General features: G+C 70.6%; 18 protein-coding genes and 1 pseudogene. 5 read left to right on the top strand and 14 right to left on the bottom strand.

Annotated features, from left to right (window positions below; all coding sequences use genetic code 11):
- Positions 1–134 precede the first annotated feature (134 nt).
- The 11 genes and pseudogenes from AB0I88_RS05820 to nfi all read right to left on the bottom strand — a co-directional run bounded on the left by AB0I88_RS05820 (position 135) and on the right by nfi (position 12,539).
- Positions 135–845: a phosphoribosyltransferase family protein gene (locus tag AB0I88_RS05820; protein WP_361018867.1), complete on the bottom strand. Its 711-nt coding sequence runs from the start codon at positions 843–845 to the stop codon at positions 135–137.
- A gap of 1 nt (position 846) precedes the next feature.
- Positions 847–2,658, bottom strand: coding sequence for an LpqB family beta-propeller domain-containing protein (locus AB0I88_RS05815; RefSeq protein WP_361018864.1), 1,812 nt, complete (start codon positions 2,656–2,658; stop codon positions 847–849).
- Positions 2,658–4,286 carry an MtrAB system histidine kinase MtrB gene (mtrB, locus tag AB0I88_RS05810; RefSeq protein ID WP_361018861.1) on the bottom strand — a complete coding sequence of 543 codons (1,629 nt, stop codon included), beginning with the start codon at positions 4,284–4,286 and terminating at the stop codon, positions 2,658–2,660. Before mtrB ends, AB0I88_RS05815 begins: the two co-directional genes overlap by 1 nt.
- Before the next feature lie 54 nt (positions 4,287–4,340).
- Positions 4,341–5,030 (bottom strand): MtrAB system response regulator MtrA, encoded by a 690-nt coding sequence (mtrA, locus tag AB0I88_RS05805; protein ID WP_014688036.1) that lies wholly within the window; start codon positions 5,028–5,030, stop codon positions 4,341–4,343.
- Between the two features lie 142 nt (positions 5,031–5,172).
- Entirely contained in the window at positions 5,173–5,376 is a 204-nt protein-coding gene (locus AB0I88_RS05800) for a DUF397 domain-containing protein (RefSeq protein WP_361018858.1), read from the bottom strand.
- A gap of 50 nt (positions 5,377–5,426) precedes the next feature.
- Complete coding sequence (locus AB0I88_RS05795; protein ID WP_361018855.1) at positions 5,427–6,275, bottom strand: helix-turn-helix transcriptional regulator; 849 nt, start codon at positions 6,273–6,275, stop codon at positions 5,427–5,429.
- A gap of 1,392 nt (positions 6,276–7,667) precedes the next feature.
- A complete protein-coding gene (gene manA / locus AB0I88_RS05790) occupies positions 7,668–8,846 on the bottom strand; it encodes a mannose-6-phosphate isomerase, class I (protein WP_361018923.1) in 1,179 nt (392 codons plus the stop codon).
- Positions 8,847–8,868: 22 nt separating this feature from the next.
- Complete coding sequence (locus tag AB0I88_RS05785) at positions 8,869–10,092, bottom strand: SIS domain-containing protein (RefSeq protein WP_361018851.1); 1,224 nt, start codon at positions 10,090–10,092, stop codon at positions 8,869–8,871.
- Positions 10,093–10,217: 125 nt separating this feature from the next.
- Positions 10,218–10,379: pseudogene (locus AB0I88_RS05780) on the bottom strand (Trm112 family protein); the annotation flags it as partial.
- 45 nt (positions 10,380–10,424) lie between these two features.
- Positions 10,425–11,804 carry a phosphomannomutase/phosphoglucomutase gene (locus tag AB0I88_RS05775; RefSeq protein WP_361018847.1) on the bottom strand — a complete coding sequence of 460 codons (1,380 nt, stop codon included), beginning with the start codon at positions 11,802–11,804 and terminating at the stop codon, positions 10,425–10,427.
- Positions 11,805–11,891: 87 nt separating this feature from the next.
- On the bottom strand, positions 11,892–12,539 hold the full coding sequence (nfi, locus tag AB0I88_RS05770; RefSeq protein ID WP_361018844.1) for a deoxyribonuclease V: 648 nt from the start codon (positions 12,537–12,539) through the stop codon (positions 11,892–11,894).
- Positions 12,540–12,574: 35 nt separating this feature from the next.
- Here nfi and AB0I88_RS05765 point away from each other — a divergent pair, with 35 nt between their 5' ends.
- The 4 genes from AB0I88_RS05765 (at position 12,575) to AB0I88_RS05750 (ending at position 16,825) form a co-directional block, all read left to right on the top strand.
- The gene (locus tag AB0I88_RS05765) at positions 12,575–13,861 is read left to right on the top strand and encodes a GAF domain-containing protein (RefSeq protein ID WP_361018841.1); all 1,287 of its coding nucleotides are present in this window, start codon (positions 12,575–12,577) and stop codon (positions 13,859–13,861) included.
- Between the two features lie 33 nt (positions 13,862–13,894).
- Positions 13,895–15,418, top strand: a complete 1,524-nt coding sequence (locus tag AB0I88_RS05760; RefSeq protein WP_361018838.1) for an aldehyde dehydrogenase family protein — start codon at positions 13,895–13,897, stop codon at positions 15,416–15,418.
- Positions 15,419–15,421: 3 nt separating this feature from the next.
- Positions 15,422–15,793: a DUF779 domain-containing protein gene (locus AB0I88_RS05755; RefSeq protein WP_361018835.1), complete on the top strand. Its 372-nt coding sequence runs from the start codon at positions 15,422–15,424 to the stop codon at positions 15,791–15,793.
- Between the two features lie 198 nt (positions 15,794–15,991).
- Positions 15,992–16,825: a polysaccharide deacetylase family protein gene (locus AB0I88_RS05750; protein WP_361018832.1), complete on the top strand. Its 834-nt coding sequence runs from the start codon at positions 15,992–15,994 to the stop codon at positions 16,823–16,825.
- A gap of 406 nt (positions 16,826–17,231) precedes the next feature.
- Here AB0I88_RS05750 and AB0I88_RS05745 read toward each other — a convergent pair whose 3' ends face one another.
- Complete coding sequence (locus AB0I88_RS05745; protein ID WP_361018829.1) at positions 17,232–17,588, bottom strand: DUF3499 domain-containing protein; 357 nt, start codon at positions 17,586–17,588, stop codon at positions 17,232–17,234.
- Positions 17,589–17,812: 224 nt separating this feature from the next.
- Between AB0I88_RS05745 and AB0I88_RS05740 the strand changes: the two genes are divergently transcribed.
- Positions 17,813–18,250 carry a metallopeptidase family protein gene (locus AB0I88_RS05740; RefSeq protein ID WP_361018920.1) on the top strand — a complete coding sequence of 146 codons (438 nt, stop codon included), beginning with the start codon at positions 17,813–17,815 and terminating at the stop codon, positions 18,248–18,250.
- 2 nt (positions 18,251–18,252) lie between these two features.
- On the opposite strand, the gene AB0I88_RS05735 is transcribed toward AB0I88_RS05740, so the two are convergent.
- Together AB0I88_RS05735 and AB0I88_RS05730 are read right to left on the bottom strand one after the other, a co-directional pair.
- On the bottom strand, positions 18,253–18,510 hold the full coding sequence (locus tag AB0I88_RS05735) for a WhiB family transcriptional regulator (RefSeq protein WP_361018826.1): 258 nt from the start codon (positions 18,508–18,510) through the stop codon (positions 18,253–18,255).
- A gap of 332 nt (positions 18,511–18,842) precedes the next feature.
- A complete protein-coding gene (locus tag AB0I88_RS05730) occupies positions 18,843–21,347 on the bottom strand; it encodes a bifunctional FO biosynthesis protein CofGH (RefSeq protein ID WP_361018823.1) in 2,505 nt (834 codons plus the stop codon).
- Between the last annotated feature and the right edge of the window lie 5 nt (positions 21,348–21,352).

Raw genomic sequence — 21,352 nt, 5'->3', positions numbered from 1 at the left:
CCGGTGGCGGGTAAGTTGATCGACTTACCCTCGTCACCTAGACGCTAACCTGCCATCGCCTGCCCGTCACCCCTCGTTCGGGATACCGGAAGGCTGACATTCGCCTCTATCGGCAATCCGGGGCGGGATCATGGTCAAATGCGCGGGAAATTTCGGCGCAGTTCTGTCGCTGCGAGCACCGCGGCACCGTTGACCTGCATGTCCGCCTCCTCAAGCCGGCGTGCCACCGCGGCCAGCGTGGCCCCGGTGGTGACGATGTCGTCCGCCACCACAAGGGTGCCTCGCAAAACGTCGTCGCGTCGTAGATTGCCGATTCGAGGGATCATTCGCAGCGAATTTACAGCTACCGTCGCCCGTTCGTGCTGATCAAGTGACGTGGAGTCAGGGCGCGGAAGGGCACGCAGCGGCTGCACGACGTTCACCAGGTAGCCGGCGGACCGCAACCGGCGGGCCGCGTGGCCCGCCAACCGGGCCATGTGGTCGCCGTGCCGCTCCCGCCGCGCCGCCGCCGTGGACGGGACCGGAACGAGCGTCACCGGACGATCGCGCGGCGCCAGCGCCGCCACCGCCCCGGCCAGCAGCGTGCCGAGCGGCTTGGCGAGCCGGTGCCGGCCCTTCTCCTTGTACGCCAGAAGCGCGCCCCGCAACGCCCCCGCATAGGACCCGACAGCCACGCACGACGGAAACCCGGCCGGCGGCGGCGACGGTTCGGCCGCCCTCGGGCGCAGGCCCTCCAACTCGGTCACACACGCCGCGCAGGCGCCGTGGATGAGCCGCGTCCGCTCCGCCCCACAGCCCGCACAGGCGGCCGGCAGCACCAGATCCGCGAGATCCGCCAGCAGCATGTCAGTCGAGGAAGAACGGCGCCCCGGGCACCACGCCCGGCCGCGGCTCACTGCTCGGACCGGCCAGGTTGGCCGCCTTGAGCTGCACCGACGTGGACAGGCCCTCCCACGCGTCGGTGCCCGTCGAATACATCAACGTGGATACGGTGGGTCGGTTCGTCTCCGGGTTCGCGGGGTAGGTCGTCAGGTAGCTCACCGCGTTCGTGCCGATGTCCGCGAGCCGGTCCGACTGGAGGGCGGCATCGATCGACATCTCCATGATCGCGATCCGTTTGCTGCTCCGGTCGGTGCCCGCCACCGCGAGCCAGCCCTCACTCGTGAAGTCCACCGCGGTCACCGACTCAAGCGGCGGGTCCAGCTCCCGCAGGCCGCTGAGGGCCATCCCCTCGCCGCTGACCGTCAGCACCGCGCGGAAGAGCCGGCCGCCGATCACCAGCGCCACCCGGTGCCCGTCCGGGGCCACCGCGATCGCGCTGATCGGCCCGGTCACGCCGGGCCACGAGACCTGGAGCGCCTGACCGCCCTGCGCCCGGAACCGCCACAGCTTTCCGGCCGCGATGACCAGCCCGGCCGCGCGGTCGGTCTTGTCCTCCGGGGTGATCGCCCAAACCGGATAACCGATGCCGCCGGGCAGCCCGGTGACCTCACGCAGCGTGGCGACCTGGCCGGCCGTCGCGAAGCCCACCCGCAGCCGCTCGCCCTTTCCGGTGCCGGTGACCAGGGCCGCGTACACGTGCGAGCCGGTGGTGGTGACCGCGGCCCGGCTCACATCCTTGTTGGTCTCCGCGTTCAGCCCCGGCACCGAGTCGGGCGTCGGCCGGTCCCGGTCCACGAGACGCCGGATGGTGCGGTCGTACACCACGTACCGCTCGGGGTTGGGCACCAGCCGGTGCGCCGGATTGCTGGACAGGTAGTCGGTGCCGGAGTACCTGCGGACGTCCTGGTGCCCGATCTTCAAGTCCAGGTACTCCATCGGCAGGTGCCGCGTCGACCACTGCAACTGCTTCCGCAAGCGGTCCACGGCCTGCTCGGTGTCCTCGGTCGGCACGGCCTGCGCGCTCAGACTGACCTGGAGCCGGTTCTCGGTGATCGCAGGCACCTTGCTGCCCTCGGTGCGGGTGCCGTCCGGAAGCGTCTTCACGGCGTCCTGAAGCCACGGGGCCGGGCCGCCGATCAGCCAGCCCATGATGATCGTCGGCTCCTGCTCGATCGGCACCTCACCGAGGATGTAGCGGATGTCCGGAACCAGCCCGGTGTACTCGGTGTTCCAGAAGTAGATCGTGCGCTCTTCGTAGAAGTTGTCCAGCGCGTGGTTGCTGAGCAGCAGGAACGGCGGCGCCTCGACCATGTACAGGCCCTCGCCGGTGACCTCGGTGAGGGTGAACTCGTAGGTGCCGGTGGTCGGCTCGGCGGGCGGCTCGATCAGCCCGTTCTTGCCGAACGTGCCGAGCAGTTCGTACTCGACCTTCACCCGGTCCTGGTCCTTGGTGAGCAGCGGCGTGGCGATCGGCCGGATCACCCGGGGCGCGGCGGGGGCGTTGAACTGCTCCTTCGCCGACTCCGACATGAACTGCTTCACCCGGTCCAGGGCGGTGTCGTAGTCCCCCGCGGCGGCCTGGAGATAGTTGGTGACGAACTGGGCCCGGTCGCTGGTCGACTCGCGGGTGAGCCGGCTGCGCAGGCTGCCGTCACCGGACGAGGTGCCGGTGGACGGGCCCGGACCGAGATCGGTGACATCCGACTCGTCCGGGATGCCGCAGCCGCCCAACAGGACCAGGACCACGGCCGTACCGGCGATCATGCGGCGCAGCATCAGCTCACCTCCGCGGCACGGTCCCGGGGGATCAGCGGCAGCGGCGCCGCCACCAGCCGGTCACCGGCGCGCACCGGCAGGGTGAGCCGGAACTGGGCGCCCTCCCCCGGCGAACCCCACGCCTCCAGCCAGCCGCCGTGCAGCCGGGCGTCCTCGACACTGATCGACAGGCCCAGGCCGGTGCCGCCGGTCTGCCGGGCCCGGGACGGGTCGGCCCGCCAGAACCGGTTGAAGACCAGCCGCTCCTCACCGGGTTTCAGGCCGATCCCGTGGTCGCGAACCGTGATCGCCACGGCCGCGTCGTCGGTCGCCAAGGTGATCTGCACCGGTTTCGTCTCCCCGTGCTCGACCGCGTTGCCCACCAGGTTGCGCAGCACCCGCTCCACCCGGCGCGGATCCACCTCGGCGATCACCGGGGTGTCCGGAAGATGCAGCTGCAACTCGACGCCGACCCGGTCGGCCAGGCCGGTGAGCCGCTCGGCCACCCGCTCGACGATCGGGACCAGATCGGTGTGCTCGGCGTCCAGCGCCGCGAAACCGGCGTCGAACCGGCTGATCTCCAGCAGGTCGGTGAGCAGGTCCTCGAACCGGTCCAGCTCGGCCTGCAACAGCTCGGCGCTGCGGGCCACCGCCGGGTCGAAGTCCTCCCGCTCCGCGAAGATCAGATCAGCGGCCATCCGTACGGTCGTCAGCGGCGTCCGCAACTCGTGCGACACGTCCGAGGTGAACCGCCGCTGCAGCCGGGACATCTCCTCCAGCCGCACGATCTGCCGCTGGAGGTTGGCCGCCATCTGGTTGAACGCGGCCGCGAGCAGCGCCAGATCGTCCTCGCCTTCCACCTTCATCCGCTGGTCGAGCAGGCCGGCCGAGAGGCGCTGCGCGGTCCGCGCGGCCACCCGGACCGGGGTCACCACCAGGCGGGTGACCAGGCCGGCCACCACGCCGAGCAGGATCACCAGGGCCAGGCCGGTGGCCAGCACGGTGGTCCGGATGAGGTTGGCGTCCTGATCCTCGGTGCTCAGCGGAACCATGTAGTACAGCTCGACGTGACCGAAGTTGGTGGGCACCGGTGACCCGTACACCAGGTATTTGGTGACCTGGCCGCCGATCTCCGCGGTCCGGATCTGGCGGGCCTGCTTGCCGGCGTCGGCGGAGACCTTCGCCACCATCTCCTGGGTGATCAGATCCCGGGTGTCCACGTTCGGCGGCACGACGACCGCCTGGAGATCCGGGTAGTGCTCCGCCCGGATCGAGACGATGGTGGCCCCGGCGGGCGAGGCGCCCCCGTCGAACAGCTCGTTCACCAGATCGTTCAGAGCGTTCGGCAGCTCCGGGTCACGGGCCTGCGGGTAGAGGGTGAGCTGCTTTCGCGCGTACTCCACCTTGCCGTTCATGGCGGTGCGGGCCTCGGCCTCGGCGCGGCTCAGCAGGATGTCGGTGCTGCTGTTCGCGATGAACGCGCCGAAGGTGCCCACCAGCAGGCTGGAGGCGACCAGGGTCAGCGCCACCACCCGCAGTTGCAGCGAGCGGCGCCAGGCCCGTCGGGCCGGCGCCGTGTAACGCTGCAGATGGCGGGCGAGCACGCGCCAGTAACGCCGCACCACTCGCAGGGCACGGCGCACGGGCATGGGGAGCCAGGAGGGAGCACGCATCTCGCGGCAAGGTTATCCGCTCGCCGACGATCAGCCGGTGCCCGCCTTGTAGCCGACACCACGGACCGTCAGGATGATCTCCGGGCGCTCCGGATCCGGCTCTATCTTCGCGCGCAGCCGCTGCACGTGCACGTTGACCAGACGGGTGTCGGCGGCGTGCCGGTAACCCCAGACCTGCTCCAGCAGCACCTCGCGGGTGAAGACCTGACGCGGCTTGCGGGCCAGGGCCACCAGCAGGTCGAACTCGAGCGGCGTCAGCTTCACCTCCTCGCCGTCCCGGGACACGGTGTGCGCCGGCACGTCGATGGTGATCTGGTTGCCGGGCGGGCCGATGGTGAGCATCTCCGGCGCGGCGTCCTCACCCCGGCGCAGGCGGGCCCGCATCCGGGCCACCAGCTCCTTGGGCTTGAACGGCTTCACCACGTAGTCGTCGGCGCCGGACTCCAGGCCGAGGACGACGTCGACGGTGTCGCTCTTCGCCGTCAGCATCACGATCGGAATGCCCGACTCGGCGCGGATCGCCCGCGCCACGTCGATGCCGCTCATGCCGGGCAGCATCAGGTCGAGCAGGACGATGTCGGGGCGGTTTTCGCGAAAGGCAGCCAGGGCACGTTCACCGTCGGCTACGAAGGAGGGCAGGAATCCCTCACTGCGCAGGACGATGCCGAGCATCTCGGCCAACGCGGGATCGTCATCGACGACCAGTACCCGGGCTCTCATGCGGTCCAATATTGCACTGTCCTCCCGGTCCTCGTGCTACCTGGGGGGCGATCTTGCCCGGGAAGCCTACCGGGGCATAGAAAAACGGGCGGCCCCGGTCCGGGACCGCCCGTCGCGCGCGATCGTGATCAGAAGATCCCGATCACGCGCCGGGCCGGTCGAACTCTCCCGCTCGGACCCCGGCGAGGAAGCCGGTCCAGCCGGTGGCGCCGAAACTCAGCACCGGGCCGCTGACGTCCTTCGAGTCACGCACCAGCACCGCGGCGGGCACCTCGGCGACTTCGACGCAGTGCCCGGCAGCGCCACTGCGGCTGCTCTTGCGCCAGGTGAGCGTGGTGTCCTGCATGATCATCTCCTTCCGTGGAATGCAACTCCATTGGACCCCACGGCGGGAGATCATCGCCCCAGACGATCCCTCGTCTCAGCGATGACCGTTCGGCTGTCTTCTGGCGACAAAGAGCGTTCTTGCAGGTCATCGAACGCGTCCTGGTACACGTCGATCTCCTCGGGCTTCACCCGGAAGAGGCCGCCGGTCAGCCCTTCGATGTGCACGACCGGGGCACGGGTCCCGGCCGCGAACTCCAGCACCATGAACGATTCGATCAGGCCGGCGTGCGCGCCCGCCTGAAACGGCAGGATCATCAACTCCACCCCGGGACGGCTGCTCGCCTCGTACAGCCGGGCCAGCTGACGGCGTTGCACGTCCGGGCCGCCGATCTGGCGCAGCAGCACCCCCTCGTCGATGACGATCCGCAGACTCGGCGGCGGGACCCGGGTCAGCGTCGACTGGCGGGCCATCCGCAGCGCGAGGCGACGCTGGATGACAGCCGAGTCGTCGATGTCGGCGCCGGTCTCGATCACCGCCCGGGCGTACTCGTCGGTCTGCAGCAGACCCGGCACCACCTGGGCCTCCCACTCGGAGATCCGCACCGCGTCGGCCTCCAGGGCCAGATACTCGTCGTACGGGTCCGGCACCGACGATCGGTACGGCGTCCACCACGCCCGCGCCCGCCCTCGTTTGGCCAGGTCACGCAGCCTTTCCCGGTCCTCCACGGCCACACCGTAGAGGGTGAGCAGCCGGTCCAGGTCAGGCTCGCTGATCCCGGTGTGCGCCGTCTCGATCCGGCTGAGCTTCGACTCCGACCAGCCCAGCGCGGTCGCCACGTCGACAGCGCGGCGCTCACCGCGGAGCCGGCGCAGTTCCCCACCGAGCTCCCGGCGCGCTGTCGATGTCGGCCTCGCCACGGAGCCACCATATCGACGGACCGGCCCCTCGTTGCAACTTGCACAACCGCCGATGCACTTGCAGCACCCGGTACCTCGTGAAGTAATGGAGCCGAAGGCCCGACCCGGTGGCGGCAACCGCCGGGGGAGAGTCCCCGCCCGGCGGGCGGGCGGGGACTCAGGCAACCCCGCCTCACCTGCGATGGCGGCGGAGCCCACGGCGTCTCGTCGACAGCCGTCCCGCTCTCGGCGTCCAGGCCCGCCGCCCCCGGACACGTCCGGGCCGGTCTCTCGCCCGGCCGCATACACACCGACGGGATGACCGCCTCCGCGAACCCGCCCAGCCCCACACCGGACCGGACTTCTCCCCCAGCCCCATGTCCCCCTGCGGGACACTCGCCGGCCTTGACGAACAAATCTCCTGGTACGACCTACGCCGCCCACAACCGCAGCGTTCCCCGTCCCCTCACATCCCGCGCGAGCCCCTTGCACCGCCCCCTGATCACAGCGCCGGCGGCATACCGGCCGGGCTCGCGCTCCTCACATGTCGCCGCCCGCTCATCAGCGGCGGATCCGGCTCGGAAACCGTCGCGGAGCGTGCCGGGGATGTCGCCCGCCCGGCCCCAGCGCCGTCTCGGCGCGTTTGAACAGCCGCACCGCCGGCCGAAGTGCCCGACCGCCCGTCAGCGCCGTCCCAGCGTGCCCGAAACGGCCCCGGCCGGATCCTGTACCGGCGCACCCGGCCGCCCGTCAGAATGCTCGTGAAACCGCGCTGTGGGCCTGCCGGCAGGATCGGTGACCGGCTTCGGGGCCGGGGATGCGGCCTGACGGGGAAAGGTCTTCCGCGGGGCTCGGGCACGGCTGGAGGGCTACCGCACGCGCGATAGCGAACGGGGCGACAGGCCTGAGCCCGCCGCCCCGTTCATCCCCCCGGTTTGGTACCGCGCGCGTCCGTGGGACCCCCCGATCACCAATGACGCTGCGTGCTTCTAGATTCACACTCTGCAACCATAATGTCAAGGAATTTCGAGAAATTTCGGGCACCGATGTTGACGGAGCGCAACGGCGAGGGATGGTTCAGCCCATCCGCTGGACGACACCGACCCCTCACCCGGCACGGCAACAGGGGCCCGCCCCCACATCCGCCACAAGACGAGATCACCCGGTGAGGTCACCGGACCGGATCACCGGCGTGTGAGGTTCGGGCGCGATTCGAGCCCCAACTCCACACGCCGGGTTCTCAGCACGCCGCCGGAGGTCCGCGCGGATCGACGAGGAACCCGCCATGCCCGGATCGGGCCCGGGAGACTCATCCGGGACTCGGTGAAGGAATTCGTCCAGTCGGAGATCGCCCCTGGCCGCGAAGCCCGCCGACGGGAAACGGGCGCCCCCGGAGGGGCGCCCGGGTGAGCGTCAGGCCGGGACGGCCGCCACGAAGACGGTGCCGAGACCGGCGGCCGTCAGAGGGCCCGCGTCGGCCGGGGCGTACGCCGCCGTGCCGGGGTGGAGGGTGACCGGAACGCCGTGCTCCTCGCCCACGTGGACGTCGCCCTCGACGCCCAGGAGGATGCGCGGGCCGCTGCCGGGGACGCGGGCCGGCGGGCGGTCCGCGGTGAGAGTGATCCGGAACAGCTCGAAGTCGGGGACGGGCACGCGCCAGGCGGTCACACCGGGGGCCAGCTCGTGGGGGTGCAGGAGCGGGTCGTCGAGGACTTCGAAGCGGAGGACCCGGAGGAGTTCGGCGACGTCGACGCGTTTCGGGGTGAGGCCGCCACGGAGGACGTTGTCGCTGGCGGCCATCAGTTCGACGCCCAGGCCGTTCAGGTAGGCGTGCAGGTTGCCGGCGGGCATCCAGATGGCTTCGCCGGGGGCCAGCCGGACCAGGTTGAGCAGCAGTGCGACCAGGACGCCGGGGTCGCCCGGATAGTGCTCGGCCAGGTTGGCGGCCAGCCGGTGGGAGGCGGCGTGCGTGTGGTCGCCGGGGAGCGCCGCGATCGCCGTCGCCACGTCGTCCACCAACGGCTTGCGATCGTCGGCCGGCCAGGTGAGCAGCAGGCGGACGGCCTCGGACAGGTCGCCGTCGCGGAGGGCGGTGACGACCGGGTCGAGGCGGGGCAGGGCGAACCCGGCGATCACCTCGGCCGCGGTGGCCGGGTCACGGAATCCGCAGAGCGCCTCGAACGGGGTGAGCGCGACCAGGATCTCCGGCTTGTGGTGGGCGTCCGTGTAGTTCTTCGGCGCCTCGGGGTCGGACTCCTGCCGGGCGTACGCCTGTTTCGCGTACTCCGCGTCGGGGTGTGCCTGCAGGGACAGCGGGGCGGCGGCGGCCAGGACCTTCATCAGGTACGGCAGGCGCGGGCCGAACCGGTCGGCCACGTCCTCGCCGAGCTGGCCGGCCGGGTCGCCGGCGATGAGGTCGTCGAGCTCGACCGGGCCGTCGGGGCCCGGCACGGTGGACGGGTCACCGGGGTGCGCGCCGAGCCACAGCTCCGCCTCGGGCCCCTCGGTGGGGGCGGGACGGCCCTGCAGCCCGGCGATCGCGGTCCGGGATCCCCAGGCATACGGCCGGATGACACCGGTCAACGGATACACGGTCATAAGCGACAAATTATCACTAGATGCCATCGGGCAGGGGATTGGACAGTTCCTTCATCTCACTGATCGCCGGTACGGCCATCGGGTCCAGCCCATGGGCCAGCGCAAGGTACAGCGAGGCGAAGTCGGGCACCGCCACCAGCGACGCGAGACGCTCCAGGCTGGAGCCTCCCTCGGCGGTGAGCACATCGCACCGGACGCCGCGCCGGTCGGCCAGCGTCTGGATGGCGTCGGCCCGGCGTTCCTCGACGGCGACCGGCTCGTCGGCGTCGTCCTCCGGGTTGAGCCCGCCGTCGCGGAAGACCACCAGCCGCAGGCGGGTCAGGTCGTTGTCGGTGTCGTCGTCCGGGTCGGCGAAGATGTCCCGCGACGTCTCGGCCAGGCCGCCGAAGACGCCGTCGAGCAGCCCCACCCGGCCCCGGCCGGCCTCGCCGAGGGCGCCGGCCATCACCGGATAGCGGGCGTTCGCCGCCAGGGTGTCGGCGAACCGCCGGGCCGCCACGGTGGCCAGCGGCGAGGAGCCCCAGACGATCGGCACCGAGCCGGCCAGGCCGAGCGCCAGCTCCTTGGCCGGGTTGACGAAGGAGTCGGCGCCGGGGCGGCAGCGCTCGGCGTCGGCGTCCAGGCGGGTGGCGGTCTCGGCGACGTCCGCCTCGGCCAGCTTGGCGATCCCCAGCGCCCGGCCGGCGAAGAGCACCGGGATGGTGAGGCCCCACAGGGTGGCCCGGGCCGGCGCCCGGCGCGGCACGCCGATGAACGGGGCACGGGCCCGCTCGGCCAGCGCCTCCAACTCGGAGCCGGGGTTGCCGATGGCGACCAGGCGGGCGCCCCGGCGGGCGGCGGCCTCGGCGGCGGCGATCGCCTCCGGGCTCCGGCCGGAGGCGGACACCGCGATCACGACGTCGGCCGCGCCGACCCAGCCCGGCACACCCGCGCTGCGGTGCCCGATGATCGGGACCGGACAGCGCGGACCGGCGACGGTGGACAGGATGCTGCCGGTGAGCCCGGCGGTGCCGATGCCGGCGACCACCACGGCACGCGGGCGTCCCTCGTCGGCGAGCATGCTCAGGTCGACCTCGGCGGCGAGCGCCGCGGCCTCCCGCACCTGCGCGCCGGCCGAGGCGGTGGCCCGCAGCATGCCGCCGGGGTCGTTGTCGAACATCGACTTCTCGTCGTTGAGCAGCGACTCGTCGGCGACGCGGTGGCCGTTGACCCCGGAGGATCCGCTCATCGGGCCGGCCATCAGTCCTTCTCCTCCTGGGCGGCGCCCCCGGCGGACTTCTCGACGGACCCGCCGGCCGGCCGCGAGGCGTCCGAAGAACCGGCGGGCAAGGTGTCCGGGGACGCGGCGGGCGCGTCGCCGGGCAGCCGTGCCTCGTCCAGCAACAGGATCGGGATGTCGTCGCGGATCTCGAAGACCCGGCCGCACTCGGTGCACGTCAGCGTCTGCGCGCCGGCATCGTGCTCGAGGGGCGCGTGATGGGTGTCCGGGCAGGCCAGAATCTCCAGCAACTGCTGATCGAGCGCCACCGAGTAACTCCTAATCGCCGCGTAAGAACTCCGGTCGTGGCGATCCTATCCACGAACGATGGCGAGCACCTCGTCACGCAGCTTCGCCATCTGATCCGCGTCGGGCGCCTCGACGTTGAGGCGCAGCAGCGGCTCCGTGTTGGACGCCCGCAGGTTGAACCAGGCGCCGTCGTCGAGCTGGAAGGTCATCCCGTCGAGGTGGTCGACCCGGGCGTCCGGGAACGCGGCCCGTACCTCGGCGATCTTGGCGGCGGCGTCGGCCACCGTGGAATTGATCTCACCGGAGGCGGCGTACCGCTCGTACTCGGCGGCGAACTCGGACAGCGGCAGGTCCTGGCCACCGAACGCGGCCAGCACGTGCATGGCGGCCAGCATGCCGGTGTCGGCGAACCAGAAGTCGCGGAAGTAGTAGTGCGCCGAGTGCTCGCCGCCGAAGACCGCGTTGGTGGCCGCCATCTCGGACTTGATGAACGAGTGGCCGACCCGGCTGCGGACCGGCTTGCCGCCGTTCTCGGTGATGATCTCCGGCACCGCGGCCGAGGTGATCAGGTTGTGGATGATCGTGCTGCCGGGGAACTTGGCCAGTTCCCGGGTGGCGACCAGCGCGGTGATCGCGGACGGCGAGACCGGGTCGCCCTTCTCGTCGACGACGAAGCACCGGTCGGCGTCGCCGTCGAAGGCGAGGCCGATGTCGGCGCCCTGCTCGCGAACGGCCTTCTGGAGATCGACCAGGTTCTTCGGGTCGAGCGGGTTGGCCTCGTGGTTGGGGAACGAGCCGTCCAGCTCGAAGAAGAGCGGTGCGATGGTCAGCGGCAGGGCGGGCAGCACCTGGTCGCCGAGGACGGCCGGGACGGTGTAGCCGCCCATGCCGTTGCCGGCGTCCACGATGACCTTGAGCGGCCGGATGGCGGAGAGGTCCACGAGCGAGCGCAGGTACGCCGCGTAGTCGGCGAGCACGTCCCGCCGCTCCACCTGGGACGGGCCGTCGGCCTCCGCGTTGAGGTCGGCGAGCAGTTGCTGGGCACGCTGGCGGACGATCACGAGACCGCTGTCCTGGCCGACCGGGCGGGCGCCGGCACGGCACAGCTTGATGCCGTTGTACTCCGCCGGGTTGTGGCTGGCCGTGAACATCGCGCCGGGCAGGTTCAGCGCGCCGGACGCGTAGTAGAGCTGGTCGGTCGACGCGAGCCCGATGTTGATCACGGCGGTGCCGGCCGCGTTGACGCCCCGGGCGAACGCGGCGGCCAGGCCGGGGCCGGACTCCCGCATGTCGTGACCGATCACGATCTGGTCCGGCTCGTCACCGGACTCGCGCAGCATCTCGACGAACGCCGTGCCGATCGCCCGGGCCACCGTCTCGTTGAACTGGTCCGGAACGATTCCCCGTACGTCGTACGCCTTGATGATCCGCGAAAGATCAGACACCACTACACCCCTCAGCGAAAGTCCCCTTTGGGCCCGAGGGTATCGGAGCGCCTTGTGCCCCAAGGTTTTAACCGCGCGGCCGGTCGGTTAACTCAGAAGATCACGACAGGCCCGGTCGGCGGCCCGTGTCGTCTCGGGCAGCCGGAACCGTGGCGCGAGCGCGAGGGTCAGTTCGCAGGCTCGTTCCAAGCCGATCCGGTGACCGACCGAGACGAAGACCGGTTTGACCCCGGTCTGGGTACGCAGCACCGCCCCGACCGTCTCTCCGGCGTCGACCAGCGGTGACCGCGCGCCCCGCTGTTCGCCGACCGGCTCCCAGTCTCCCACCAGCCGGGTCTTTGCGACGCCGAATGCCGGGAGATCGGTCAGAACACCCAGATGGGCGGCCAGCCCGAAGCGGCGCGGGTGGGCCAGTCCGTGCCCGTCGCAGATCAGGACGCCGGGCCGGACGGTCAACCGTTCGAGTGCCTCCATCAGGGCGGGCACCTCCCGGAAGGCGAACAGCCCGGGGACGTACGGGAACGCCGGCTCACCACGGACCAGGGCGGTGTCCACGACCGTGAGGTCGGCGGTTCGCAACACCACGACGGCGGCGGCGAGGCGATCGCCGTCGTAGGCCACGTCCAGTCCCGCCACGGTCTCCGGCGCGACCGGTCCGGGGGCGGTCACCACCCGGGATCGCAGGGTGTCCTGCACGGCGAGGGCTTCTTCTTCGGTACGGGGCCAGGGTTGCACGGCTCGCAGCATAGAGACTGTTGTCACTTGTGGTGATGGGGGTCACGATGGGGCAGGAGGTGCTGCCGGTGAACCCGTGGCTTGCCCTTACCCCCGGAGACGACCCGGCCGAGCGGATCCGTCAGGTCGGCCGCGCCCATGAGCGGTTCCTGGCCGGTGAGCCGCGCTCGGCGACGATGCGCACCGTGGTCACCGATTCGTGGGTCCGGTCGGCCGCGCACATCCGGGCCGACGCCACCGCCCCGATCGATCTGGCCGACGCCGACCTCGAGGCGTACCGGTCGGCGCACCCACTGGCCCGGGTGATGCCGATCTTCCGGGATCTGCTGGGCGGCCTGGCCGAGGACGGCGACCACATCCTGGCGGTCTGTGACGGGCACGGCCGGCTGCTGTGGGTGGAGGGGCATCCGGCCACGCTGCGCGGCGCCGCGTCGATGAACTTCGTGCCCGGGGCCCGCTGGGACGAGGCGCACGCCGGCACCAACGCGCCCGGCACCGCGCTCGCCGTCGACCACGCGCTGCAGATCTTCGCGACCGAGCACTTCAGCCAGCCGGTGCAGCGGTGGACGTGCGCGGCCGCCCCGGTCCACGACCCCGGCACCGGGCGCCTGCTGGGGGCGATCGACGTCACCGGCGGCGACCATCTCGCCAATCCGCACAGCCTCGCTCTGGTACGGGCCACCGCGCTCGCCGCCGAGGCGTACCTCCGTGGGGTCATGCCGATCCCCCGTCAGCCGCGGATCGCGGCACTCGGCCGGGACGACGCCGTGCTGGCGCGGGGCGGCCGCACGACACGGCTCGGACGCCGGCACTCCGAACTGCTGGTCCTGCTCACCGTGCATCCGGAGGGCCGCACCGGCGATCAGCTCGGTCTCGACCTGTACGGCGACGACGTGAACCCGGTGACGGTCCGCGCCGAACTGTCCCGTCTGCGCCGCATCCTCGGCCCGGAACTGCTGGACTCGCGGCCTTACCGGTTGCGTGCCCCCGTGGAGACCGACTTCGGCACCGTGTCGCGCCTGCTGGACGCCGGGCGGACGGCGGAGGCGCTGGACGCCTATCCCGGCCCGTTGCTGCCCGCTTCGGACGCGCCGGGCGTCATCCGGCTGCGGCGGCGGCTGGACGATCGGCTGCGTGCCGCGATCCTGAGTTCCGGGGAGCGGCGTCTGCTCCAGTCCTGGTTGAACAGCCCGTGGGGCGGCGACGATCTGGACCTCTGGGAGGCGTACGCGGCTCTGGCCCCGGCCGATCCGCTGGCCGCCCGCCGGGTCGCCGCCCTGAACCGGGAATACGCGTGCAACGTTCCTGCAACGTGGCCGTAACTAGCGTCCGCCTCAATAGAGGGAGGCGAGACCGTGACCATCTACACCCCGCCCGGTTCCGACGGCGCCATCGTCAGCTATCAGTCGCGCTATGACCACTACATCGGCGGCGAGTACGTCCCGCCCGCCCGGGGCCGGTACTTCACCAACCCGTCCCCGGTGACCGGGCAGGTCTTCTGCGAGGTCGCCCGCGGCACCGAGGAGGACGTGGAGAAGGCCCTGGACGCCGCCCACGCCGCGGCCCCGGCCTGGGGCCGCACCTCGCCCGCCGAGCGTTCGCTGATCCTCCACAAGATCGCCGACCGGATGGAACAGAACCTGGAGAAGCTCGCCGTCGCCGAGGCCTGGGAGAACGGCAAGCCGGTACGCGAGACGCTGGCCGCCGACCTGCCCCTGGCGATCGACCACTTCCGCTACTTCGCCGGTGTCATCCGCGCCCAGGAGGGCACCGCCGGCGAGTTGGACTCCGACACCGTCGCCTACCACTTCCACGAGCCGCTCGGCGTGGTCGCGCAGATCATCCCGTGGAACTTCCCGATCCTGATGGCGGTGTGGAAGCTGGCCCCGGCCCTGGCCGCCGGCAACGCGGTCGTGCTGAAGCCGGCCGAGCAGACGCCCGCCTCGATCCACTACCTGTTCTCGCTGATCGGCGACCTGATCCCGGCCGGCGTCGTGAACATCGTCAACGGTTTCGGTGTGGAGGCCGGCAAGCCGCTGGCGAGCTCGAACCGGGTCGCCAAGGTCGCGTTCACCGGCGAGACCACCACCGGCCGCCTGATCATGCAGTACGCCTCGGAGAACCTGATCCCGGTCACCCTGGAGCTGGGCGGCAAGAGCCCGAACATCTTCTTCGACGACGTCTCCCGGGCCGACGACGACTTCTTCGACAAGGCGCTCGAGGGCTTCGCGATGTTCGCCCTCAACCAGGGCGAGGTGTGCACCTGCCCGTCCCGGGCGCTGATCCAGCAGAGCCACTACTCCGACTTCCTGGCCGCCGGTGTGAAGCGGGTGGAGAACCTCAAGCAGGGCAACCCGCTGGACACCGACACCCAGGTCGGGGCGCAGTCGTCCAACGACCAGCTGGAGAAGATCCTGTCGTACCTGGACATCGGCCGGCAGGAGGGCGCCCGGGTCCTGGTCGGCGGCGCGAAGGCGGAGATGCCCGGCGATCTGGCCGGCGGGTACTACGTGCAGCCGACGATCTTCGAGGGCCGCAACAACATGCGGATCTTCCAGGAGGAGATCTTCGGGCCGGTGGTGTCGGTCACGCCGTTCGGGGACTTCGACGACGCCATCAAGATCGCCAACGAGACGCTCTACGGCCTCGGCGCCGGCGTCTGGACGCGCGACGGCAACCAGGCCTACCGGGCCGGGCGGGCGATCAAGGCGGGCCGGGTGTGGACGAACTGCTACCACCTCTACCCGGCGCACGCCGCGTTCGGTGGCTACAAACAGTCCGGCATCGGCCGGGAGAACCACGCGATGATGCTCAACCACTACCAGCAGACCAAGAATCTCCTGGTCAGCTACTCGCCGAAGGCCCTCGGATTCTTCTAGGCCATGGCGACGAGAGTAGACGTGACTCCCGCCGCCGCCGATCTCATGCGGCGGCTGCGGGAGGAACACGGCCCGCTGATGTTTCACCAATCCGGTGGGTGCTGTGACGGCAGCTCCCCGATGTGCTATCTGGAGGGTGAATTCCGGACCGGCAGGTCTGACGTGCTGCTGGAGTCCCTGGCGATCGAGGGGGTGCCGGAACCGATCACTTTCTGGATGTCGGCCGGCCAGTTCGAGCTCTGGAAACACACCCATCTCACGGTGGACGTGGTCCCCGGTCGCGGTTCCGGTTTCTCGCTGGAGGCGCCGGAGGGCGTGCGGTTCCTGATCCGCTCCCGGCTCCTGACCGAAGCGGAGCTCGCGGAACTGAGCTGAAGATCAAGTCAAGGGCGGGGCCTCGGCCCCGCCCTTCGGCGTGCGCGATGATACTCCGGCCAAAATCAATGTGGTCGGCTTTTGGTACGAAAGATGGGGACGGACTGGCGTCCTGCCGATAACCCAGGCATCGTCGTCAGCGCGTAACCGACCTGGGGAGGTCACTTGATACGCCTGTCGCACACCCGGAAGGCCGTCATGATCAGCGCACTGCTGGTCATGACCGGCGTGCTCGGCCAAGCGACCGCGGCGATGAGCACCGCGCAGGAACAGCCGGACCCGATCGTTCCAGCCGCCCCCGCGCCGTCCGTCACCGCGTCCAGCTCCGCGCCCGCGCCGACACAGAAAGCACCGAAGCCCACCCCGACGAAGAACTCGCCCCGTGTCGAGAACGCCGTCGTCGACACCAAACCCAAGGGGCGTACCGGCCCGGCGGGCAGCATCATGACCACCGGCGGCAAGGGCGTGGCGCTCACCTTCGACGACGGTCCCGACCCCGACTACACGCCGAAACTGCTGCGCCTGCTCGCCAAGCAACAGGTGAAGGCGACGTTCTGCCTGGTCGGCACGCAGGCACGGCGCCACCCCGATCTGGTGAAGGCGATCGTCAAGGGCGGCCACAGTCTCTGCAACCATTCGTGGAACCACGATCTCAAACTGGGCAAGAAGTCCCACGCCGCCATCCGCGCCGACCTGGAACGCACCAACGCCGCCATCCGCGCCGCGGTCCCCGGCGCCAAGATCCGCTACATGCGGGCTCCCGGTGGCAACTTCACTCCCGCCATGGTCAGGGTCTCCACGAGCCTGGGCATGCGCTCGATCTACTGGAAGGTCGACCCCCGCGACTGGGAGCATCACAAGGGCGAGTCCCACGACGCCCACCGCAAGCGCGTCATCCGCATCGTCCAGCGGCAGACCCGCGCCGGCGCGATCGTCCTCTCCCACGACTACGCCCAGCCGGACACCATCGACGCCTACCGCGTCCTGCTCCCCTGGCTGCACAAACGCTTCAAGCTGGTCCCGCTGACCTGATCAGCTCCCCATTTCCAAACCCGTCTCCAGCACGGCGCACGGTGCCCCACCGCCTTCCAAACCCCTTCTCTGGTACGGCGTGCGCCGCCCCGCCGAATCCGCCCCGTCCCGCCGGTCCCACGCGAGGCGCTGCCGGGTCGAGCCGGCGACGCGCCCGCCGGGCTGAGATCGGTGGTTCGGCTGACTCAGGGCTGTCTCGACAGTGTCGAGTCAGCCCTGAGCCAGCCGCCTTTGGGGCGCAACCACTCACGCACGTCGCCCGGGGTGGCTCGCGTTCTGGACGCGCCAGCGGCCAGCGGGGCGCGCCGGGCCCTCGGCGGGAGCAACGGTCAGCACCACCCACCCCGCCACGACATGGGGTTGATCTTCAGCGGGGAGGTTGATCGCGCTCGGCTTCGGGTGGGTCTCAGTGGGAGGGGGGAATCACTCTCAAGTGGCCGCGGCGGCCGGTCTGGGGGGTGTGGTCGGTGTCGTCCGGGCGTGGGTGCACCGGGCGGGCGGCCTCGCGGACGGCCTCGGCCAGAGCGACCAGGTCGTCGGTGGTGGGGGGTGGGGGCGCGAAGTCGCCGTCGTGGCGGACCAGTTCCCAGCCTCGGGGGGCGGTGAGGCTGCGGGCGTGCGGCTCGCACAGGTCGTAGGTGTGGGGTTCGGCGAAGGCCGCGAGAGGGCCCACGACGGCCGTGGAATCGCCGTAGACGTAGGTCAGGGTGGCGACCGCCTGTCGGGGACAGCCGTTCCGGGAGCAGCGCCGTGGTGACCTCACGGCGGCAACTTATCTCCCCGCCCGCGATTCTGGGGAGTGTTGCCCCGCGACACGCCGACTCGGACGCATCACGATTCGGCCATGGTCGTTAGACACGCCGCCCCGTTGGGGCGAAATCACGGCGCGGACACACGATGAGCACGGGCTGACCGCTCGTGCCGCCCCGGTGGGGATACGCTGGCCGCGTGACCACCAGCCCTGAACGCCGCCGAACGGATGGCAAGGTGAAGCGCGGTTCCGGCCCGGGTCATCCGGCTCGGCGCGACCGGCACGGGCGCGGACTCCGCGGCCGTCTGGTTCCGGCGACCGTGCCACTGGCCCGCACCAAGGCCGAGATCTTCGACGACCTGGTGCTGGACACGGTGGAGAGCCTGGAGCGCCGCTACGCCAAGGAGCTGGCCGGCGTGGAGTTCGCGGTCGAGGACGTGCCGCCGGAACTCAACGTCTACGACTCGGATGTGCTCGAGGACGGCGAGGTGCCCCTGGCCCGGCTGCTGCCCGGCCGCCCGGGGCGGCACGAGCTGCCGCCGCGGATCGTGCTCTACCGGCGCCCGCTGGAATTCCGGGCGATGGATCGCGAGGACCTCGCCGACCTCGTCCACGACGTGATCATCGAGCAGGTAGCCAACCTGCTCGGAGTGGATCCGGACGAACTGGCCTGAGGTCAGGCCACGCGCCGTTTGAGTTTGCGACGTTCACGTTCGGACAGTCCACCCCAGATCCCGAAGCGTTCGTCGTGGCCGAGCGCGTACTCCAGGCACTCGACCTTGACATCACAGCGGCCGCAGATGCGCTTCGCCTCGCGCGTCGAGCCACCCTTCTCCGGGAAGAAGGCCTCGGGATCGGTCTGCGAACACAGCGCCCGTTCCTGCCACTCGGGCGCGTCCCCGAGCAGGTCTACCCCTTCAACCTGCGCTTCCATCGGCGTGCCTCCAAAATTCCGCGCCGGCGTGAAGCCAGCGCTGACCCCCCACGCACGCGGCGTGTTTTTGCGGGTTCGACGCCTTTGTGCCACATCGTCCCCGCAACCCCACCAAAATTACACGCGTGTAAGACGTGCGTCGTCAAGCCGAACCTGCTAAATGGGCCCGTTTCCCCCACGCTTGAGAACGGTTCACGGCCCCGTTCCAGCCATATCTCTCCAGAACGCCGGAAGGTAACGCGAGGCCGGGCCTTCGCGTCCAATTTAACCCGATTTGTGACCTGGGGACAGGGGGTCCCCCAGGACGGGTCCGCCGAATGGATCACGTTTTGTCAGCGGCGCCCGTACACCGTGGTCCGTTCCACGGCCGGGCGACCGGCGGAAGCGGCGAGTTCTTTCAACTCCGCGACAGTGCGGGCCGACCCGTGTTCCGAACCGGCCATTCGTGAAATTGTTTCCTCCATCAGAGTTCCGCCGAGGTCATTGCAGCCACTGTTCAACATCACCCGGGTTCCCTCGTCGCCGAGTTTCACCCATGAACACTGAATGTTGTCGATCCGGCCGTGCAGCAGCACCCGCGCCATGGCGTGCACCACCCGGTTCTCCCTCCAGGCCGGACCGGGGCGGGCGATGCCGGCCAGGTAGATCGGGGCGTTCGTGTGCACGAACGGGAGCGCCACGAACTCCGTGAAACCGCCCGTGACGTCCTGGATGCCGGCCAGCACCCGGAAATGGCCCAGCCACTGGCGGGGGTGGTCGACATGGCCGTACATCATGGTCGAGCTGGAACGGATGCCCACCTGGTGCGCTGTGGTCACCACGTCGACCCAGGCGGAGGCGGGCAGCTTGCCCTTGGTGAGGACCCAGCGCACGTCGTCGTCCAGGATCTCGGCCGCGGTGCCCGGGATGGTGCCGAGACCCGCCTCCCTGAGGTCGGTCAGCCACTCCCGCAGCGAGACACCCGCCTTCGCCGAGGCGGTGACGATCTCCATCGGGGAGTACGCGTGGACGTGCATCCCGGGCACCCGCTCCTTCACGGCCCGGACCAGATCGGCGTACGCCGTGACCGGCATCTTCGGGTCGATGCCGCCCTGCATGCAGACCTCGGACGCGCCGTCCCGCCAGGCCTCCTCGGCCCGGTCGGCGACCTGCTCGACCGACAGCCGGTACGCGTCGGCGTCCTTCTCCCGCTGGGCGAACGCACAGAACCGGCAGCCCACGTAACAGACGTTCGAGAAGTTGATGTTGCGGTTCACCACGTACGTGATGTCGTCGCCGTTGACCTCGCGGCGCAGACCGTCGGCGATCCGGGCCAGCTCGTCGAGGGCCGGGCCGTCGGCGTTGAACAGCGCCATGGCCTTGTCCTCGTGCTTCTCCAGCAGCAGCGCGCCCGGGTCGGTCTCGGCCAGCCTGAGGGCCGCCACCACGTCGGTCGGCATGCTTCTCGGCGCGCTCTTGACGTGCGCGGCCACCTCGTCCCAGTCGCCGTAGACGTCGTCGAAGTCGGTGCGGCGGTCCTCGCTGCGGCCGTCGGTGTCGATGCTCTTGAACAGGTCGGTGCGGCCGGTCCCGAAGGCGTCGTCGGGCTCCTGCCACGGCAGGCCGACGGGACTCGCGCCCGGCTCGGCCAGGCCGCTGCTCTCGGCCAGCGCCGCCACGTGCGCCTTGATCCGCGGATCCAGCCAGCCCTCGTCACCGCGGCGAACGTACTCCGGGTAGATGGTGAGGCGCTCCCGCAGCTCGAAACCGGATTTCTCCGACATCTCGGCGAGCAGGTCGATCTGGGGCCAGGGGCGCTCGGGGTTGACGTGATCCGGGGTCACCGGCGAGACGCCGCCCCAGTCGTCGATCCCGGCCCGCAGCAGCAGGGCGAACTCGTCGTCGATCAGATTCGGCGGGGCCTGGATCCGGGCGCGCGGGCCCATGATGATCCGGGCGACGGCCACCGTGGCGGCCAGCTCGCGCAACTCGGCGTCCGGCATCCCGCGCATCGCCGTGTCCGGCTTGGCGCGGAAATTCTGGACGATGACCTCCTGGACGTGCCCGAACTCCCGGGCCGTCCGGCGGATCGCGAACAGCGACTCGACCCGCTCGGCGGCGGTCTCGCCGATGCCGATCAGGATCCCGGTGGTGAACGGCACACCGACCCGGCCGGCGTCGTCCAGCACCCGAAGCCGGACCGCCGGCTCCTTGTCGGGCGAACCGAAGTGCGGACCGCCCTTCTCCGACCAGAGCCGGGTGGCGGTGGTCTCCAGCATCATGCCCATGCTCGGCGCCACCGGCTTGAGCCGCTGGAGCTCGGCCCAGCTCATCACCCCCGGATTGAGGTGCGGCAGCAGGCCGGTCTCCTCCAGCACCGCGATGGCGCAGGCCCGCACGTAGTCGAGGGTGGAGTCGTAGCCCCGCTCGTCCAGCCACTGCCGGGCCGCCGGCCACCGCTCCTCCGGCCGGTCGCCGAGGGTGAACAGCGCCTCCTTGCAGCCCTGCGCGGCGCCCTGGCGGGCGATCTCCAGCACCTCGTCGCGCTCCAGGAACGCGGCCGGCAGCTTGTGCGGCACGGTCGCGAAGGTGCAGTAGTGACATCGGTCACGGCAGAGCCGGGTGAGCGGGATGAAGACCTTGCGGGAGTACGTCACGACGCCCGGACGCCCGGCCTCCCGCAGACCGGCGTCCCGAATGCCGCCGGCGATCGCCAGCAGCTCGTCGAACTGGTCTCCGGTGGCCGCGAGCAACGCGGTCGCCTCGTCGGTGTCGATCGCTCTGCCGTCGGCGGCGCGGCGCAGTGCGCGGCGGATGCTCGCCGGTGTCGGCACGGGTTCCACGTTGGCCTCTACCACGCAAA

It is taken from the genome of Actinoplanes sp. NPDC049802 (genome assembly GCF_040656595.1).
Lineage (GTDB): Bacteria > Actinomycetota > Actinomycetes > Mycobacteriales > Micromonosporaceae > Actinoplanes.
The sequence above is the reverse complement of the archived record's forward strand: the minus strand, read 5'-3'. Positions and strand labels throughout refer to the sequence as shown.

Bases quoted from the DNA above. Each gene is read 5' to 3' on its own strand.
- AB0I88_RS05820 (WP_361018867.1), bottom strand. From the start codon at position 845: ATGCTGCTGGCGGATCTCGCGGATCTGGTGCTGCCGGCCGCCTGTGCG.
- AB0I88_RS05815 (WP_361018864.1), bottom strand. From the start codon at position 2,658: ATGCTGCGCCGCATGATCGCCGGTACGGCCGTGGTCCTGGTCCTGTTG.
- mtrB (WP_361018861.1), bottom strand. From the start codon at position 4,286: ATGCCCGTGCGCCGTGCCCTGCGAGTGGTGCGGCGTTACTGGCGCGTG.
- mtrA (WP_014688036.1), bottom strand. From the start codon at position 5,030: ATGAGAGCCCGGGTACTGGTCGTCGATGACGATCCCGCGTTGGCCGAG.
- AB0I88_RS05800 (WP_361018858.1), bottom strand. From the start codon at position 5,376: ATGCAGGACACCACGCTCACCTGGCGCAAGAGCAGCCGCAGTGGCGCT.
- AB0I88_RS05785 (WP_361018851.1), bottom strand. From the start codon at position 10,092: ATGGCCGGCCCGATGAGCGGATCCTCCGGGGTCAACGGCCACCGCGTC.
- AB0I88_RS05765 (WP_361018841.1), top strand. From the start codon at position 12,575: ATGGGGGTCACGATGGGGCAGGAGGTGCTGCCGGTGAACCCGTGGCTT.
- AB0I88_RS05755 (WP_361018835.1), top strand. From the start codon at position 15,422: ATGGCGACGAGAGTAGACGTGACTCCCGCCGCCGCCGATCTCATGCGG.
- AB0I88_RS05750 (WP_361018832.1), top strand. From the start codon at position 15,992: ATGATCAGCGCACTGCTGGTCATGACCGGCGTGCTCGGCCAAGCGACC.
- AB0I88_RS05735 (WP_361018826.1), bottom strand. From the start codon at position 18,510: ATGGAAGCGCAGGTTGAAGGGGTAGACCTGCTCGGGGACGCGCCCGAG.